Annotated in this window: 12 protein-coding genes; 9 read left to right on the top strand and 3 right to left on the bottom strand. The window is 60.9% G+C overall.

Translation table 11 applies throughout. The features are described 5' to 3' along the window. Nucleotides 1-21 precede the first annotated feature (21 nt). Nucleotides 22-2,103, top strand: a complete 2,082-nt coding sequence (gene pbpC / locus IHQ71_RS03945; protein WP_258160664.1) for a penicillin-binding protein 1C — start codon at nucleotides 22-24, stop codon at nucleotides 2,101-2,103. Between the two features lie 73 nt (nucleotides 2,104-2,176). Further along, the gene (locus tag IHQ71_RS03950) at nucleotides 2,177-3,193 is read left to right on the top strand and encodes an ATP-binding protein (protein ID WP_258160665.1); all 1,017 of its coding nucleotides are present in this window, start codon (nucleotides 2,177-2,179) and stop codon (nucleotides 3,191-3,193) included. Here the strand turns inward: IHQ71_RS03950 and IHQ71_RS03955 are convergent, their stop codons facing one another. The 3 genes from IHQ71_RS03955 to IHQ71_RS03965 form a co-directional block, all read right to left on the bottom strand. After that, nucleotides 3,194-3,637 carry a response regulator gene (locus IHQ71_RS03955; RefSeq protein WP_258160666.1) on the bottom strand — a complete coding sequence of 148 codons (444 nt, stop codon included), beginning with the start codon at nucleotides 3,635-3,637 and terminating at the stop codon, nucleotides 3,194-3,196. Between the two features lie 57 nt (nucleotides 3,638-3,694). Then, nucleotides 3,695-4,390 carry a helix-turn-helix transcriptional regulator gene (locus IHQ71_RS03960; RefSeq protein WP_258160667.1) on the bottom strand — a complete coding sequence of 232 codons (696 nt, stop codon included), beginning with the start codon at nucleotides 4,388-4,390 and terminating at the stop codon, nucleotides 3,695-3,697. Between the two features lie 843 nt (nucleotides 4,391-5,233). Then, nucleotides 5,234-5,635 (bottom strand): response regulator, encoded by a 402-nt coding sequence (locus IHQ71_RS03965; protein ID WP_258160668.1) that lies wholly within the window; start codon nucleotides 5,633-5,635, stop codon nucleotides 5,234-5,236. A gap of 254 nt (nucleotides 5,636-5,889) precedes the next feature. On the opposite strand from IHQ71_RS03965, the gene IHQ71_RS03970 reads away from it, so the two are divergent. The 7 genes from IHQ71_RS03970 to IHQ71_RS04000 all read left to right on the top strand — a co-directional run bounded on the left by IHQ71_RS03970 (nucleotide 5,890) and on the right by IHQ71_RS04000 (nucleotide 15,236). After that, nucleotides 5,890-8,001, top strand: a complete 2,112-nt coding sequence (locus tag IHQ71_RS03970) for a PAS domain S-box protein (RefSeq protein WP_258160669.1) — start codon at nucleotides 5,890-5,892, stop codon at nucleotides 7,999-8,001. Further along, complete coding sequence (locus tag IHQ71_RS03975; protein ID WP_258162734.1) at nucleotides 8,001-8,429, top strand: response regulator; 429 nt, start codon at nucleotides 8,001-8,003, stop codon at nucleotides 8,427-8,429. The genes IHQ71_RS03970 and IHQ71_RS03975 overlap by 1 nt, the downstream gene beginning before the upstream one ends. Continuing rightward, nucleotides 8,430-10,019 (top strand): response regulator, encoded by a 1,590-nt coding sequence (locus IHQ71_RS03980; protein ID WP_258160670.1) that lies wholly within the window; start codon nucleotides 8,430-8,432, stop codon nucleotides 10,017-10,019. A 184-nt stretch (nucleotides 10,020-10,203) separates the two neighbouring features. Further along, entirely contained in the window at nucleotides 10,204-11,790 is a 1,587-nt protein-coding gene (locus IHQ71_RS03985; protein WP_258160671.1) for an ABC transporter substrate-binding protein, read from the top strand. A 16-nt stretch (nucleotides 11,791-11,806) separates the two neighbouring features. Then, nucleotides 11,807-12,766, top strand: a complete 960-nt coding sequence (locus IHQ71_RS03990) for an ABC transporter permease (protein ID WP_258160672.1) — start codon at nucleotides 11,807-11,809, stop codon at nucleotides 12,764-12,766. Nucleotides 12,767-12,775: 9 nt separating this feature from the next. Next, the gene (locus IHQ71_RS03995) at nucleotides 12,776-13,606 is read left to right on the top strand and encodes an ABC transporter permease (protein WP_258160673.1); all 831 of its coding nucleotides are present in this window, start codon (nucleotides 12,776-12,778) and stop codon (nucleotides 13,604-13,606) included. After that, the gene (locus IHQ71_RS04000) at nucleotides 13,599-15,236 is read left to right on the top strand and encodes an ABC transporter ATP-binding protein (protein ID WP_258160674.1); all 1,638 of its coding nucleotides are present in this window, start codon (nucleotides 13,599-13,601) and stop codon (nucleotides 15,234-15,236) included. Before IHQ71_RS03995 ends, IHQ71_RS04000 begins: the two co-directional genes overlap by 8 nt. Nucleotides 15,237-15,321: the final 85 nt, after the last annotated feature.

Genomic DNA, 15,321 nt, shown 5'->3' on the forward strand with positions numbered 1-15,321 from the left:
CGCCCCACGGGTCCCACAGCAATGACTATCAAACGGACGCTCACGATCCTGACCCTGATCCAGGCGGTTTTCGCCGCCGGGATCACCTGGGCCATTGCCTGGGCCGACCAGGCCTATCCGCCACCGCTCGAGCAGGCGCTGGTGAATTCCCGTGAAGTCCTGGATGCCGACGGGCGCCTGCTCCGTGCATTCACGACGCCGGACAGCCGCTGGCGGCTGAAAGTGTCTGCTGCCGATGTCGATCCGCAATTCATCCGCATGCTGATCGCCTATGAGGATCAGCGTTTCTACGACCATCGCGGCATCGACCTCTGGGCGCTCGGCCGTGCTGGCTTGCAGCTCGCCACCCATGGCCGGATCGTGTCCGGCGGCTCGACATTGTCGATGCAGGTCGCGCGGCTGAGCGAGCCGCGTGAAGGCCGCTCCTTCTCGTCGAAGTTTCTGCAAATGGCGCGTGCCGTGCAGATCGAGCGGCGTCTTTCCAAGGCCGAGATCCTCGACCTGTATCTCAACCTCGCGCCCTATGGCGGCAATCTCGAGGGCGTCCGTTCCGCAAGCCTTGCCTATTTCGGCAAGGAACCGCGCCGGCTTTCGGTGGCCGATGCTGCACTCCTCGTCGCGCTGCCGCAGCTGCCCGAACGCCGCCGGCCCGACCGTTTCCATAAGAACGCGGAAGCGGCGCGCGAGCGCGTGCTGCGGCGCATGGCCGTTGCCAGTGTGATCGGCGATGGCGAGGCGGACCGCGCCATCATCTTCCCCGTGCCGAAGAAGCGGAAGGCGCTGCCATCGCTGGCCGCGCATCTCTCCGAGGCGGCGCTGCGCAAGTGGCCCGAACGTACCGCCCACAAGACGACGCTCCGCCGCGATGTACAACAAGCGCTGGAGCAGGTTGCACGCGAGGCCTCCAAGAAGCTCGGCCCCAAGCTCTCCGTCGCTATCGTCATGGCCGACGTCAAAACGGGCGAGATCCTCGGCGAGGTCGGCTCGGCCGACTATCTCGATGCGACCCGCTCAGGCTGGATCGACATGACCCGCCAACTCCGTTCGCCCGGCTCGGCGCTCAAGCCCTTCGTCTACGGTCTTGGTTTCGAAGAGGGCATCATCGCCCAGCAGACCATTATCGAAGATCGTCCGGCCGACTTCTTCGGCTACCGGCCGAAGAATTTCGACATGACCTACCAAGGCGACGTGACGATCCGCGAAGCGCTGCAGAAGAGTCTCAACGTGCCGGCCGTGCGTATCCTCGATGCGATCGGGCCGTCGCGGCTGCAGGTGCGTTTCCGTCGCGCCGGCGTCAAGCTGGTGCTGCCGGTGGGCGAAGCGCCTGGCCTTGCCATTGCACTCGGTGGCGCGGGAATCACGCTCAAGGACCTGGTGCAGCTTTATGCCGGCCTCGCCAATCGCGGCAGGCCGGTCAAGCTCGGTGACGGCGTGCATGAAGACCCAGACAAGATCGAAAGCGCGCCGATCCTCGATTCCGTGGCCGCCTGGCAGATCGCCGACATCCTTTCGGGGGTGAAGCCGCCGGTCGGATCGGTCGATAGCGGCATCGCCTACAAGACCGGCACTAGCTACGGCTATCGCGACGCCTGGTCGGTCGGCTTCGATGGCCGCCATGTCGTGGGTGTCTGGATCGGCCGCGCCGACAATGGCGCTATCCCGGGCCTGGCTGGATACAAGTCGGCGGCGCCGATCCTGTTCGAGGCCTTCAGGCGGTCCGGTGTGGCGATCGTCGCCCTGCCGACGGCGCCTGCCGGAGCGCTGCGGTTAAGCGAACGGGAGTTGCCCGCCAGCTTGAAGCGCTTCTCGCATACGGGATCGGGCCTGATCTCCTTCTCCGCCAAGGAACCGGCGCCGCAGATCGTCTATCCGCCCGAAGGCGCCGAAGTGGATCTCGGCTTCGCGATGGGCGATGCGACACCACTCGCAATCAAGCTCCAGGGCGGACGCCCACCTTTCCGCTGGCTCGCGAACGGTGTCGCCATGCCCGATGTCACGCGCAAGCGCGTCTTCAACTGGCGGCCGGACGGATCCGGATTCTCGACACTCACGGTCATCGATGCGACAGGTCGCGCGGCAAGCGTTCGCGTTTTCTTGAATTGATTTTCGTCAAGCAGGAGTTGCGGCGGCCCATAGACTGCGTATCATTGTCGTTGACTGATTTGCGGCGGATGCAATGGAAAGCGTATTGGGTACCTGGGATGCTGCGGACGGAGATGGCGCGATCGTGATCGAGCCGGCTCCCGGTCCGTTGCTTGGTGTCGATTTCTCACGAGGCCTGCCCGGACTCGATGATCTCGCGACCTTCGTGCATCCCGACGACCTGGCCGGTCTTCGCCGCGCCGTCCTCGATCTCCTCGGTGGAAGATCGAAAGCGATGATCGTGGAGTTTCGCGTCCGGCATGCCGATGGGAATTGGATCTGGATCGAGGCGAGCGGCCGCCTGAAAGGCAAAAATCTCTCCGGCGTCTGGGCAGATATTTCCGTCCGCATGGCCTCTCTTGCGCGGAAGGACGAAGCCGTCTCGCGCGTACATCAATTTGCCGCCGCCGCGTCGCACGATCTGATCGGGCCGCTCCGTCATATCGCCATGTATGGTGATCTCCTTTTGGAGGATTTCGGCACCGGCACCACCCAGGAAAAGCGCCAGATGCTGGTCACCATGGCTGAGAAGGCGCGTCAGCTGCAGGTGCTGACCAAACGCCTCATCGCCTTTTCGACCGGCACGGCGGCGCCTGAATTTCGCGCGGTGCCGCTCGATGAGACCCTGCGCGACGTCTCGCAAATGCTCGCCGACCCCCTGGAACAATCGAAGGCAAAACTGTCGTGGGGAGACCTGCCCACCGTCACGGGTGATCCGGTCCTCATCGAGAAGGTCTTCGCCAACCTCATCGCGAACGCGCTGGAATGGGCAGGGGGACACTCGCCGGAAATCCAAATCTCCGCTTCGACCTCAGGCAGCAATGCCATCATCCTGGTCGCCGACAACGGCACGGGCATCGACCCGCGCTATGCCACACGGATTTTCGACGCGTTCTGGAGCGTGCCCAAGCAGAACGGAGAGAAGGGAGCCGGCCTCGGCCTATCGGTGTGCAAGTCGATCCTGCACGCGCTGGAAGGCGATATCAGGCTGCGGCGCAGTTCCCGTGAAGATGGCAGCGTTTTCGAGATCACGCTGCCCCTGAACAGGTGACTATTTCATGTCCTCGCGCCAGGCCTCGGGAACCTTGTAGCTCACATATTCGCTGATGATGTGGCGTAGCGCGTGATAGTCGATCTCGTCCTTGCCGATGCGGAAATCGACGCCGAAGTCCTCGAACTCCTGGAAATAGGAATCCGAAATGTCGGAAGAGACGACACCGATCGGGCCGGTATAGCCGATCTCGCGCAGGCGCGGCACGGTCTCGCGGAAGTCGTTGTTGGGCAGCAGCCGGTTATCGACCAGAATCAGTTCGAAAGGCACCTGCTTGGTGCGCTCGACGGCTTCCTCGATGGACTGGGCGAACTCGGCATCGATCACATAGTCCGGCGCTGCCTTCATCTTTTGCTGCAGCACCTTGAACTCGAGAATCTCGTCATCGACCATGAGAATCTTGATGCGCTCGCTGTCCGGCGCTGTTTTGACGGTGGCATTCATTTGAGCTCTCATCCCTCAATTCATTTGCATCATACGCTTCCGTAAGGCTCTCGTCTCTTAGTGGACGATGCCTTTGCGTACTGCGATGGCGATCATGTGAACGCGGTTGACGGCTTTCAGTTTCCGCGCGGCCGATGTGATGTGCGAGATCACGGTGTGTTCGGACAGGCCGAGGATGATGGCGATCTCGGCCGATGTCTTGCCCTCGCTCGTCCATTTCACCACTTCCACCTCGCGCGCGGTCAATTGCGAGGAGGCTTCTCCGACCAGGATCTTTTCGTGGAACTTGGCGAAGATGCGCATCGAATCAAGCATCAGTTCGGCGAGTTCGCGCCTGCCCGGTGGTGGCCTTTTGCCGGCGAGCATCAGCCAGTAGCGCTTTCCCTCGGGGCTGTGCAGCGGCAATGCCAGCGCGCAATTAGCCGATGACGCTTCCGAATCACCGGTGAGGCTTTCGAACGAGAGGCCGGAGGTGAACGGTGAGGCCGACGAATGCATGCGGCTATGGACCTCGCCCTTGTCGTCGGAAAGGGCGCGCGCTAGCGCCGGTCGTTCGTGGTCGGGAATGTTGGTCAGCAGGAAACTGGAGAGCGGATCGTATCGAGAGCCCCGGTCCGTATGTTGAACCAGGACGAAATACTCGAAGCCTGAGGCACGGCACACGGATTTGTATAGACGGAAGAAGTCCGTCCGGTTGATGGCGCGATCCATCTCCGGCCCTGCATGAAGCGGGATATCCATCATATGGTTCATTCTCTGTCTCTTCCTGCTGTTTCAGATCATCACGCAGATCGGAAAAAATATGGTTAACGGCATCTTATTGATTTTCGTCAGGCCCTTGACGCCTTGGGTTGCAGAATTTGCCCTTCTCCCAACATCTTGGGATTTTCACGCGAAGTAGGAATCGCTAAAAGACTGCAAGAGAGTTGATTTGGTGCAGACGACATTTAGGGGTCGAGTTGTAGCAACCTGGCGGACATCAAACCTCCCAAAGTTCGGAATTGTTACAGCGTCTCCGTACTGGTTTCTGTGTATAGTTGTGGGTTTTTTGGGGGACACCTGAAACCTTGGACAATACTGCAGGACTTGAATGAGAGAGTTGGCTCACTGTGCCCACCGGGGTATACGGGCATGAAGTGGATTGGCGGATCCATTGAGCCAGCTCTCTCAGAACAAGTTCCCGATATGCCGAGACTTGACCGATTGCATTCCGGATTGCCCATCTCCTCCCAGGCATTTCCGGTGGTCTGGATTTCCAAACCGATCCGGACGTTACAAAGGGCCGGAACAGAGTTCCCAAGTTTTTCACATTGGGCACAGGTGTTGACAAACTGTTCCGGCTCTCTTTTTTCCTCACACGACGCACGGGCGGCACCAAGCCAATATCCGGACCTCACATCCCAAGATCTACCTCAAATCTCCGACGGCCACCCGGTGCGAATTCTCCAGTTGCATCCAAAAGGCGTGTTCGCGATTCACTAAGCGCAATTCTCGTTTGCATTTTGTCAAAGTCAATCGAAAATTCGCTCTAGCTAATTTAAAAATCGTTACCGGAATCAAGTTCTTATTCAAAATGAAACACGCCCGCGGCTGTATTCAGGCAATCTCGCGGCGCGAGATCAACTGTTGACAAAGCGCAAGATCTAACGGTTTGCCGAGAATGAAATCGGCGCCGGCTTCCTCCGCGGCCTTTCTGTCATGAGGGTCGTCGCCACCGCTGCAGCTTGCCAGCAGCACGCTGGCGAGCTGGCGATTTGCCCGGATCAACCGGAAAAGCTCGGGTCCGTCGGTTATCGGCATGTAGTAATCGGCCACCAGCATGAGCGGCAGAGCTTCGCCGCGTGCGGCGCGGCGCTCCATGTCCATGATCGCGGCAATCCCGGTGCTGAAAGTTTTCAAGGCAAAGGAAAATCCGCCCTCGCGCATCTGGTAATTGGCGAGGAACAGGTCGTCGGGACTGTCGTCCACGTAAAATATCTCGGCAGTGCCTGATGTCATGCTGGGAACCTGATCGCGGGGGGCGTTTATTGCAAGCGCCAATTGTAACTGTTCGCCGTATTCTTTCTTATCGAGAATTTGACGCCGGCGGCGCTGGCGGTCACCGATAGCACACTATGCTGCAACAGGCGATTGCGGCGCAGCGCCGCCTTCTGATACCGTCGCCCGCAGATTGCTTCGAGAGAGAGCTCGACGGCGGAGGATAGGCCGGTGGCTCGGGCAGGAAATCCATCGAGGATGGGCGAAATAGCGTGATGGAAAAGGCTGCCGGACAAAACATTCTGCCGGAGCATTCCCGGCTGAACATGGCCCGAGCCGCCGCAGCCGTCGCCACGGCGCTCGGCGCGCTGGTTCTGGTCGCTTGGCTGTTCGGCATTCGTGTCCTCATCCCGATTTCCGACAACGTGCCGGGCATGTCCTTCAATACCGCGATCAGCCTGTTTCTATGCGGCTTGAGCGCGGCTGCCTCTCTGTCGGCAAACCTGAAGTTCCGGCGGTTGAGCGGCTATCTCGTTCTGGTCCCGCTTTTTCTCACCTGTGCCCAGATACTCGAACTCGTATCGAACAATCCGGTTGGCGTGGGGCGCATTTTCTCCCGGTTTCTAGTGTCGCCTGAACTTCTCGCCGACTTCAAGGGCGGCATGTCGCCCAACACGTCCGTCGCCATTCTCGCCTTCTGTTTGACCCAGGTCTATATCGCTTTCATCGCCCGGGCGCCCGATGCGCTTGCGCTCACGACCGGCGGCCTGATCGCCTCGGGGCTGGGATTTACATCCGTCTTCGGCTACGTGTTCGGCTTGGAATTCACCTATAAGTGGCGTGATTTCGCAGGCATGGCACTGCTCACGGCGGTCGCCATCTGGCTGCTCGGTGTCGTATTGCTGCTGCAGGCGCGTCACCCGGCGCTCAGACAATCCTCGCGCCTGCATTTCGCCGTCTCTTCGGCGTTCTGCCTCTTCGGTCTGCTGTTCGACCTCAGCACGCCGCCCTTCATCGGCTCCAACGTCATCTATATCCCGGTGGTTCTCAGCGCGATCTGGTTCGCGGACCGCCGCATCGCGTTCTCGTTCGCGCTCATCTGCGCGGTGTTCTCGTTTCTCGCCTATATCTCCAAGGTCGAATACCACGACGATTTCTTCCAGCGCTTTGTCGGGCGATCGTTCGGTATTGCGACGCTCTTCATCGTCGCGGCGCTGATCTATTATTTCAAGATCGCCGTCCAGCAGGGCGAGGTCGGCAGGACTGCCTTCGCCGCGCTCATGAACAATTCGCCGGACGCGGTCATCACGATCGATGACCATGGCAAGATCAGCGGCTTCAACCCGTCCGCCGAGACGCTGTTCGGCTACAAGGAGCAGGACCTGCTCGGCCAGAACGTCAATGTCCTGATGCCCGAACCCTATCATTCCGCCCATGACGACTATCTCGAGCACTATGCCGAGACGGGCGAAAAACGCATCATCGGCACGATTCGTGAAGTGAGCGGCAGGCGCAATGACGGCTCGACCTTCCCGCTCGATATTTCGATCTCGGTGTTGTCGGAGGGCAGCGAGAAACAGTTCGTCGGCATCCTGCGCGACCTGAGCAGCCGCAAGAAGCAGGAGGAGACGCTCCGGCAGGCGCTCAACCGGCTCGGCGCCTACGCTGCCGACCTCGAGCGGTCCAATCAGGAGCTCGATGAGTTCGCCTATATCGCCTCACATGACCTCAAAGAGCCGTTGCGCGGCCTGCATAACCATTCGCGCTTCCTGCTGGAGGATTACGACGCCATCCTCGACGCCGATGGAAAGCGCCGGCTCAACCGCCTGGTCTATCTCAGCCAGCGGATGGAAAAGCTTGTCAACGACCTGCTCTATTTCTCGCGTATCGGGCGGCAGGAACTGGCGGTCCAGAAGACCGATGTCAATGTGGTGATCCGCGATATCCTGGCGACCAGCGAGCAATTCCTGGAAGAAAACCATGCAAAGGTGGTGGTCAATGGGGCTCTGCCCGTCATCACCGTCGATGCCGTGCGGATCACGGAAGTGTTCCGCAATCTCATCGTCAATGGCGTCAAATACAATGACAAGCCGGAAAAGATCGTGGAGATCGGCTTCCTCGATGCCGAGACCGATGACGCCGGCAAGCCGGTGCGCAATGTTTTTTATGTCCGCGACAACGGCAAAGGCATTGCGCCGGAATTCTATCAGGATATCTTCAGGATATTCAAAAGGCTGGAGAAAGCCGAGACTGAAGGTGAGGGGACGGGCGTCGGGCTGACCTTCGTCCGCAAGATCATCGCCCGCCATGGCGGCAAGATCTGGCCCAGGTCGCAACCCGGCACCGGGACGACGTTTTTCTTCACATTGGCGATGGAGCAGGAATGATGGCCCTGGCGAACGGAGCGCAGACGATTCTGATCGTCGAGGACAGTGAGGACGACTTCGAGGCGACCATGCGCGCCTTCAAGCGGACCAACCTCAAGAACCCGATCCGCCGGGCGGCCTCGGGCATGGAAGCACTGTCGATGTTGCGGGAGGGCGAAGGCCGCCCCGGCCTCGTCCTGCTCGATCTCAACATGCCCGGCCTCGATGGGCGGCGCATCCTCGCCATCATCAAATCCGATCCCGTGTTGCGGAAAATACCCGTCGTGGTGCTGACGACATCGAGCGACGAGCGCGACATCGAGGAATGCTACGTCCTCGGCGCCAACACCTATATCCAGAAGCCGGTTGATCTCGACGGCCTTTTCGCGGCGGTCCAGCGCCTGAAGGAATACTGGTTCGAGATTGCTCTCCTGCCTCGGGAGGATTGAATGGCGGGGCCGACGACAATCCTCATCATCGATGACAGCGAAGACGACCGCGAGGTCTTCCGGCGCATGCTCACGCGTGGCACGTCCGTGCCCTATCGCGTGCTGGAAGCGGCCACCGGCGAGGAAGGTATCGTGCTGTGCCGCGATCAACTACCGGACTGCATCCTGCTGGACTACTCCCTGCCGGGACGCAACGGCGTGGCGGTGCTCGAGGAGATCCGCAAGTTCAACCCCTTCGTTGCCGCCATCATGCTGACGGGGCAGGGTAACGAGATGGTCGCGGTCGATGTCATGAAGGCCGGCGCGCAGGATTACTTCGTCAAGGACGCGATTTCCCAGCATGAGCTCGAGCGGGCGATCGCCCATGCCATTACCCAGCAGGACCTGGCAAGCAAGCTCGAACAACAGCGCCAGTCGCTCGAGATTTTTACACGTGCGATGGCGCATGATCTGAAGGAGCCGCTAAGGACCATCAAGTCCTTCGGCAAGATCATCCAGGGCTCGGCCGATCTGTTGCCGGAGAACGGCGAGTTGATGGACTATGTGCTGAAGGCCGCGGACAACATGGAGAGCCTGATCAACTCCATATCGCGCTATACGCGGCTTGAATCACAGGGCAGGATTCAGCCCAGGGACGTTTCGCTCATCGACGTCCTCAAGCAGGTCAGGACCAATCTCAGCCAGCAGATCGAAAGCCGCGATGCCATCGTCATCGAACACGACCTCGGCACGATGGCGGGTGATGCCTTGTTGATCGCGCAATTGCTTCAGAACCTGATCTCCAATGCCATTCATTATTGCAGGGACGTGCCCCCGCGTGTGACGGTTTCGATGGAACGGGTCGATGGCGCGCTTCGCCTGACCGTCGCCGACAACGGACCCGGTATCGCACCCGAATATCGGGAGGTGATCTTCAAGCCGTTCAGGCGTCTTGTCGGTCGGGAGGTCGAGGGCTCGGGGCTGGGCCTGGCGATCTGCCGCCGCATCGCCGAACTGCACGGTGCCACGATCCACTGCGAGGATGCGCCGGGCGGCGGAACCGCTTTCGTCACGGCGTTTCCCGCACAGGCCGAACCCGAGCGAGTGGACCATGCCACCGGCGCCGGCACTATCATCGGAGCACAGGAAACATCGGCGTTGCGGGCTGGCGGCAGGATGGCTGACGTGCTGCTGGTGGAGGATAGCCCGGCGGATGTGCATCTGACGCGGATTAAGCTGATGGAAATGGAAAAGGTGCATTTCCATCTGCATGTCTCGACGAACGGCAAGGAAGCGCTGAGCTGGCTGGAGAGCCGTCTTGCGGAAAGGGGCGGCCTCCCGGTCGATCTCGTCCTGCTCGACATCAACATGCCGCTGATGGATGGTTTCCAGGTGCTCGACAATCTCGGCGCCGATCCGCGGTTCAGGGCCATACCGGTCTGCATGCTCTCGACCTCCAGCGACGAGAACGATTTGCGGCGCGCGCATGACCATGGCGCGCGAGGCTACATGGTCAAGCCCGCGAGCCGCCAGCAACTCACGGAGGCGCTGGAAAAGATCGGCAATCTCCGGTTGGTCGAAGATCAGGGCGTGACGACGCTCGTCGCCTGAACGGTTCCGCGAAACCCTGTAGACAACTCCGGTAAGACGCGACGTGGGCATCATTGTGCCCGCCGGGAGCGCCTTCGTTATTGCAATACGAAATGGCGCGCATAGTATCGCCGGCCATGGGGCCGCCGCTCATTATCCGGCATCGGCTTCCAAGCGGACGGCAGGTAAAAAACAGGGGAACCATATGTCAGACGAACTTTCTTATCTCAGCATGCGCGTTGCATCCGGCAGGCTGAGCCGCCGCGAGTTTCTCGGTCGAGCGGCGGCGCTCGGCGTTAGCGCGACTTTCGCCAATGGCCTGCTGTCGACCGCCGTCCAAGCGGCTGGCCCGGTCAAGGGCGGGACTTTGAAGGCCGGCATGCAGGGCGGCACGTCCACGGACAGCCTCGACCCAGCGACATGGCAGAGCCAGGTTCCGGCCATGCTGGGATGGCAGTTCGGCGACGGATTGGTAACGCTCTCGCCGACCGGTGAAATCGTGCCGCGCGTCGCCTCGGAATTCAGCTCGTCGCCGGACGCCAAGACCTGGACCTTCAAGATCCGCAAGGGCGTCACCTTCCACAACGGCAAGGACGTGACGCCGCAGGACGTGCTTGCGACGCTCGAGCGCCATTCGGACGAAAAATCGAAATCCGGCGCGCTCGGCCTGATGACCGGCATTGCCAGCATGAAAGTCGATGGCGACACCGTGGTGATCGGCCTCAAGGAGGCCAATGCCGACCTTCCCTACCTGATGGGCGACTATCACCTGATGATCCAGCCGAATGGCGGCAAGGACAATCCGACCGAAGGCATCAGCTGCGGCCCCTACAAGGTCGTCGCCAACGAGCCCGGCGTGCGCCATGTGCTTGAGAAATACGATGGCTACTACAATGCCGATCTTGGCCATGCCTCGACGATCGAAATCATCGTCATCAACGATGCGACCGCCCGCATCTCTGCTCTGCAGAGCGGCCAGGTCAACATGATCAACCGCGTCGAGCCGAAGATCGTCGATCTCATCAAGCGCGTCCCTGGTGTCACGATCCGCACCGCATCCGGCCGCGGCCACTATGTGTTCATCAACCATTGCAACACGGCACCCTTCGACAACCTCGATCTGCGTCTGGCACTGAAATATGCGATGAACCGCCAGGAAATGGTCGACCGCATCCTGATGGGCTACGGTTCCATCGGCAATGATATCCCGATCAACAAGGCCTATCCGCTGTTCGCCGATGACCTCGAACAGCGTTCCTTCGATCCCGAAAAGGCGGCGGCGCATTACAAGAAATCCGGTCATTCCGGCTCGGTCCTGCTGCGCACATCCGATGTCGCCTTCCCGGGCGCGGTCGATGCGGCTCAGCTCTACCAGCAGTCCTGCGCCCAGGCCGGCATCACGGTGGAAGTCAAGCGCGAACCGGGTGACGGCTACTGGTCGGAAGTCTGGAACAAGCAGCCTTTCTCCACATCCTATTGGGGCGGCCGTCCGACCCAGGACCAGATGTATTCCACCGCCTATTATTCCAAGGCCGACTGGAACGACACGCGCTTCTTCAACGAGAAGTTCGACCAGATGCTTCTTGTCGCTCGTGCGGAACTCGACAACACCAAGCGCAAGGGGATCTATCGCGACATGGCGACGATCCTGCAGGCCGAAGGCGGCCTGATCTCGCCGATGTTCAACGATTACATCGACGCGACTGGCCCTGGCGTCGAAGGCTGGGTCGAGGATCCCAACTACGAACTGTCGGGCGGCTACGCCCTTCAGCGTTGCTGGCTCGCGGCGTGATCCGGACGGACCGGATATGTCATCGCCCATCGTAAAACTCATTGCCCAGCGCGTCGCGCTGGGCATACTCCTCCTTTTCGCCGTATCGGTGCTGATCTTCGCCGGAACGCAGATCCTGCCCGGCGACGTCGCGCAATCCATTCTCGGCCAATCGGCGACGCCCGTCTCGCTGGCGAATCTGCGCGAGGAGATGGGCCTGAACGATCCCGCCTATGTCAGGTATTTCCGCTGGCTGTTCGGTATTCTGCAGGGTGACCTCGGCACTGCGCTGACCAGCAAGCTCGACATCGCGACATCGATCAAGGGCCGGCTGTGGAACACGCTGTTCCTCGCCTTCTGGGCGGCTGTTGTCTCGATCCCGCTGGCGATCATTCTCGGGCTGCTCGCCGTCCGCTACCGCAACGGACCGGTCGACAAGCTGATTTCCGGCCTTGCGCTCGCTTCGACCTCGGTGCCGGAATTCTTCATCGGCTATCTGCTGGTCTATTTCTTCGCCGTGAAATTTCAGGTCTTTCCCGGCATTTCAACCGTCTATGACGGTATGCCCTTCCTTGAGAAGATGAAGGCCATCGCGCTGCCGGCCACCGCGCTGACACTGGTCGTGCTTGCGCATATGATGCGCATGACACGCGCCGCGATCCTCAATGTCATGCAATCGGCCTATATCGAAACCGCGGAACTCAAGGGCCTGACTGCCTTCGAAATCATCTGGAAACATGCCTTCCCGAATGCCATCGCGCCGATCATCAATGTGGTGATGATCAATCTCGCCTTCCTCGTCGTCGGCGTGGTGGTGGTCGAGGTGATCTTCGTCTATCCCGGCATGGGGCAGTATCTGGTGGACCATGTCGCCAAGCGCGATGTGCCCGTGGTGCAGGCCGTCGGTCTGATCTTCGCCGCTGTCTATATCTTCCTCAACGTGGTGGCAGACGTGGCGTCGATCCTCGCCAATCCGCGCCTGCGGCATCCAAAGTGAGGGCGCACCATGCTTAACATAAGACGTGTTCCTCCCGGCGCCCTGATCGGCCTGATCCTCACCGCGTTGTTTCTGCTGGTGGCGATTTTCGCGCAGGTGATCGCGCCCTATGGACTGGGCGAGATCGCCGGTGGCGTCTGGGAGCCGATGTCGGCAAAATTCCCGCTCGGCACCGACAATCTCGGACGTGATCTCCTCTCCCGCATGATCTATGGCGCCCAGACCACGATTTTCATCGCCGTGCTCGCGACGCTGATCTCGTTCTCGATGGGCGCGATCCTGGGCTTCGCGGCCGCTGTTGCGGGCGGCTGGTTCGACATGACCATGTCGCGGCTCGTCGATCTCCTGATGGCGATCCCGACGCTGATCTTCGGCCTGGTCGTGCTCTCGGTCCTGCCATCGACGCTGATGACGCTGATCCTCGTAATGGGTGTGCTGGATTCCACGCGTGTCTATCGTCTCTCGCGGGCGGTGGCGGTCGATCTCAACGTCATGGATTTCGTCGAGGCGGCCAAGCTGCGCGGCGAGGGCAAGTGGTGGGTGATCTTTGCTGAAATCCTGCCCAATGCGCTCTCGCCCCTGGTTTCGGAATTCGGCCTGCGCTTCATCTATGCCGTGCTCTTCCTCTCCGCGCTATCCTTCCTCGGGCTCGGCGTCCAGCCGCCAGCGGCGGACTGGGGCGGCATGGTCAAGGAGAACAAGGACGGCATCGTCTTCGGTATTCCGGCGGCCCTGATCCCGGCCGCTGCGATTGCGGCGCTCGCCATCTCCGTCAATCTGGTCGCCGACTGGATCCTGAACCGGACCACCGACCTCAAGGGAGGGCGCGGCAATGGCTGATACCTTGCTCGATATCCGCAACCTCCGCATCGAGGCGACCGTCTATCCGCCCGGCGAGCAACCCCGCACGGCGACCATTGTCGATGGCGTCTCGCTGACCTTGGAGAAGGGCAGGGTGCTCGGCCTGATCGGCGAATCCGGCGCCGGCAAATCCACCATCGGGCTGTCGCCGATGGGCTACGGCCGGGGCGGCGTCCGCATTACCGGCGGCGAGGTCATCCTCAACGGCCGGAACATTCTCGAGCAGGGCAAGAACGGCATCCGCAAGCTGCGCGGCCGTGAAGTCTGCTATGTCGCGCAATCGGCGGCCGCCGCCTTCAACCCGGCGCAGCGGCTGATGGACCAGGTGGTGGAATCCTCGCTCAAGCACGGCGTCGCCAACCGGGCCGAGGCCGAGAAACGCGCGATAGCTCTGTTCAAGAAATTGAGCCTGCCCGATCCCGAGAATATCGGCCGGCGCTATCCGCACCAGGTCTCCGGCGGTCAGCTTCAGCGCGTCATGACGGCCATGGCGCTTTGCCCGGAACCCGACCTGATCGTCTTCGACGAGCCGACGACCGCGCTCGACGTGACGACCCAGATCGATGTGCTGGCTGCGATCAAGGATGCGATCCGGGACACCGGCGTCGCAGCACTCTACATCACACACGATCTCGCCGTGGTCGCCCAGGTTGCTGACGACATCATGGTGCTGCGTCACGGCAAGATGGTGGAGAAGGGCACGACCTACGAGATCATCAAGCAGCCGAAAGAGCCCTATACGCAGGCGCTGGTCTCGGTTCACCATATCGAGCACGAGGAGAAGCAGCCGACACCGAAGCCGATCCTGTCGGTGAAGAACGTCACTGCCGCATATGGCAATGGCATCGTCAAGGTGCTCAAGCATGTCTCCGTCGATATCCATCCCGGCCAGACGCTGGCCGTGGTCGGCGAATCCGGCTCCGGCAAATCGACGCTCGCCCGCGCCATCACCGGCCTCCTGCCGCCAGAACAGGGCGAGGTGATTTTCGATGGCCGCAAGCTTTCGAACCGGCTGACCGACCGCACCAAGGACGATCTCCGCCAGCTCCAGATGATCTACCAGATGGCCGATGTGGCGATGAACCCGCGCCATACGGTGGGCACGATCATCGGGCGGCCCCTGACCTTTTATTTCGGCCTCCGGGGTGGCGAGCGCGACAAGCGCGTCAAGGAGCTTCTCGAAGAGATCGAGATGGGCACGGGCTTCATCGATCGCTATCCGGCTGAGCTTTCAGGTGGGCAAAAACAGCGCGTCTGCATCGCCCGCGCGCTGGCCGCCAAGCCCAAGCTGATCATCTGCGACGAGGTGACATCGGCGCTCGACCCGCTGGTGGCCAACGGCATCCTGAAGCTTCTGCTCAACCTGCAGAAGATCGAGCAGGTCGCCTATCTCTTCATCACCCACGATCTCGCCACGGTGAAGTCGATCGCCGATTCCATCGCCGTCATGTATCGCGGCGAAGTGGTGCGCTATGGGGCGAAGAGCCATGTACTGACGCCGCCGTTCGACGACTATACCGACCTGCTGCTGTCATCGGTTCCAGAGATGGAGATCGGCTGGCTGGAGACGGCCATCGCGGGCCGGAAGATGGCGAGCGCGGGGAATTAGCGACAGTAGAAAGACCCCGCCCCAACCCCTCCCCACAAGGGGGAGGGGCTAACCCAGCCGCACCGCCTCAACCCCGTCAACGTTG

The sequence above is a fragment of the Rhizobium sp. TH2 genome (assembly GCF_024707525.1).
GTDB lineage: Bacteria > Pseudomonadota > Alphaproteobacteria > Rhizobiales > Rhizobiaceae > Rhizobium_E.

What these genes read in the sequence shown, in the direction of transcription:
- pbpC (WP_258160664.1), top strand. Translation starts at nt 22, where the DNA reads ATGACTATCAAACGGACGCTCACGATCCTGACCCTGATCCAGGCGGTT.
- IHQ71_RS03950 (WP_258160665.1), top strand. Translation starts at nt 2,177, where the DNA reads ATGGAAAGCGTATTGGGTACCTGGGATGCTGCGGACGGAGATGGCGCG.
- IHQ71_RS03955 (WP_258160666.1), bottom strand. Translation starts at nt 3,637, where the DNA reads ATGAATGCCACCGTCAAAACAGCGCCGGACAGCGAGCGCATCAAGATT.
- IHQ71_RS03960 (WP_258160667.1), bottom strand. Translation starts at nt 4,390, where the DNA reads ATGAACCATATGATGGATATCCCGCTTCATGCAGGGCCGGAGATGGAT.
- IHQ71_RS03965 (WP_258160668.1), bottom strand. Translation starts at nt 5,635, where the DNA reads ATGACATCAGGCACTGCCGAGATATTTTACGTGGACGACAGTCCCGAC.
- IHQ71_RS03970 (WP_258160669.1), top strand. Translation starts at nt 5,890, where the DNA reads ATGGAAAAGGCTGCCGGACAAAACATTCTGCCGGAGCATTCCCGGCTG.
- IHQ71_RS03975 (WP_258162734.1), top strand. Translation starts at nt 8,001, where the DNA reads ATGGCCCTGGCGAACGGAGCGCAGACGATTCTGATCGTCGAGGACAGT.
- IHQ71_RS03980 (WP_258160670.1), top strand. Translation starts at nt 8,430, where the DNA reads ATGGCGGGGCCGACGACAATCCTCATCATCGATGACAGCGAAGACGAC.
- IHQ71_RS03985 (WP_258160671.1), top strand. Translation starts at nt 10,204, where the DNA reads ATGTCAGACGAACTTTCTTATCTCAGCATGCGCGTTGCATCCGGCAGG.
- IHQ71_RS03990 (WP_258160672.1), top strand. Translation starts at nt 11,807, where the DNA reads ATGTCATCGCCCATCGTAAAACTCATTGCCCAGCGCGTCGCGCTGGGC.
- IHQ71_RS03995 (WP_258160673.1), top strand. Translation starts at nt 12,776, where the DNA reads ATGCTTAACATAAGACGTGTTCCTCCCGGCGCCCTGATCGGCCTGATC.
- IHQ71_RS04000 (WP_258160674.1), top strand. Translation starts at nt 13,599, where the DNA reads ATGGCTGATACCTTGCTCGATATCCGCAACCTCCGCATCGAGGCGACC.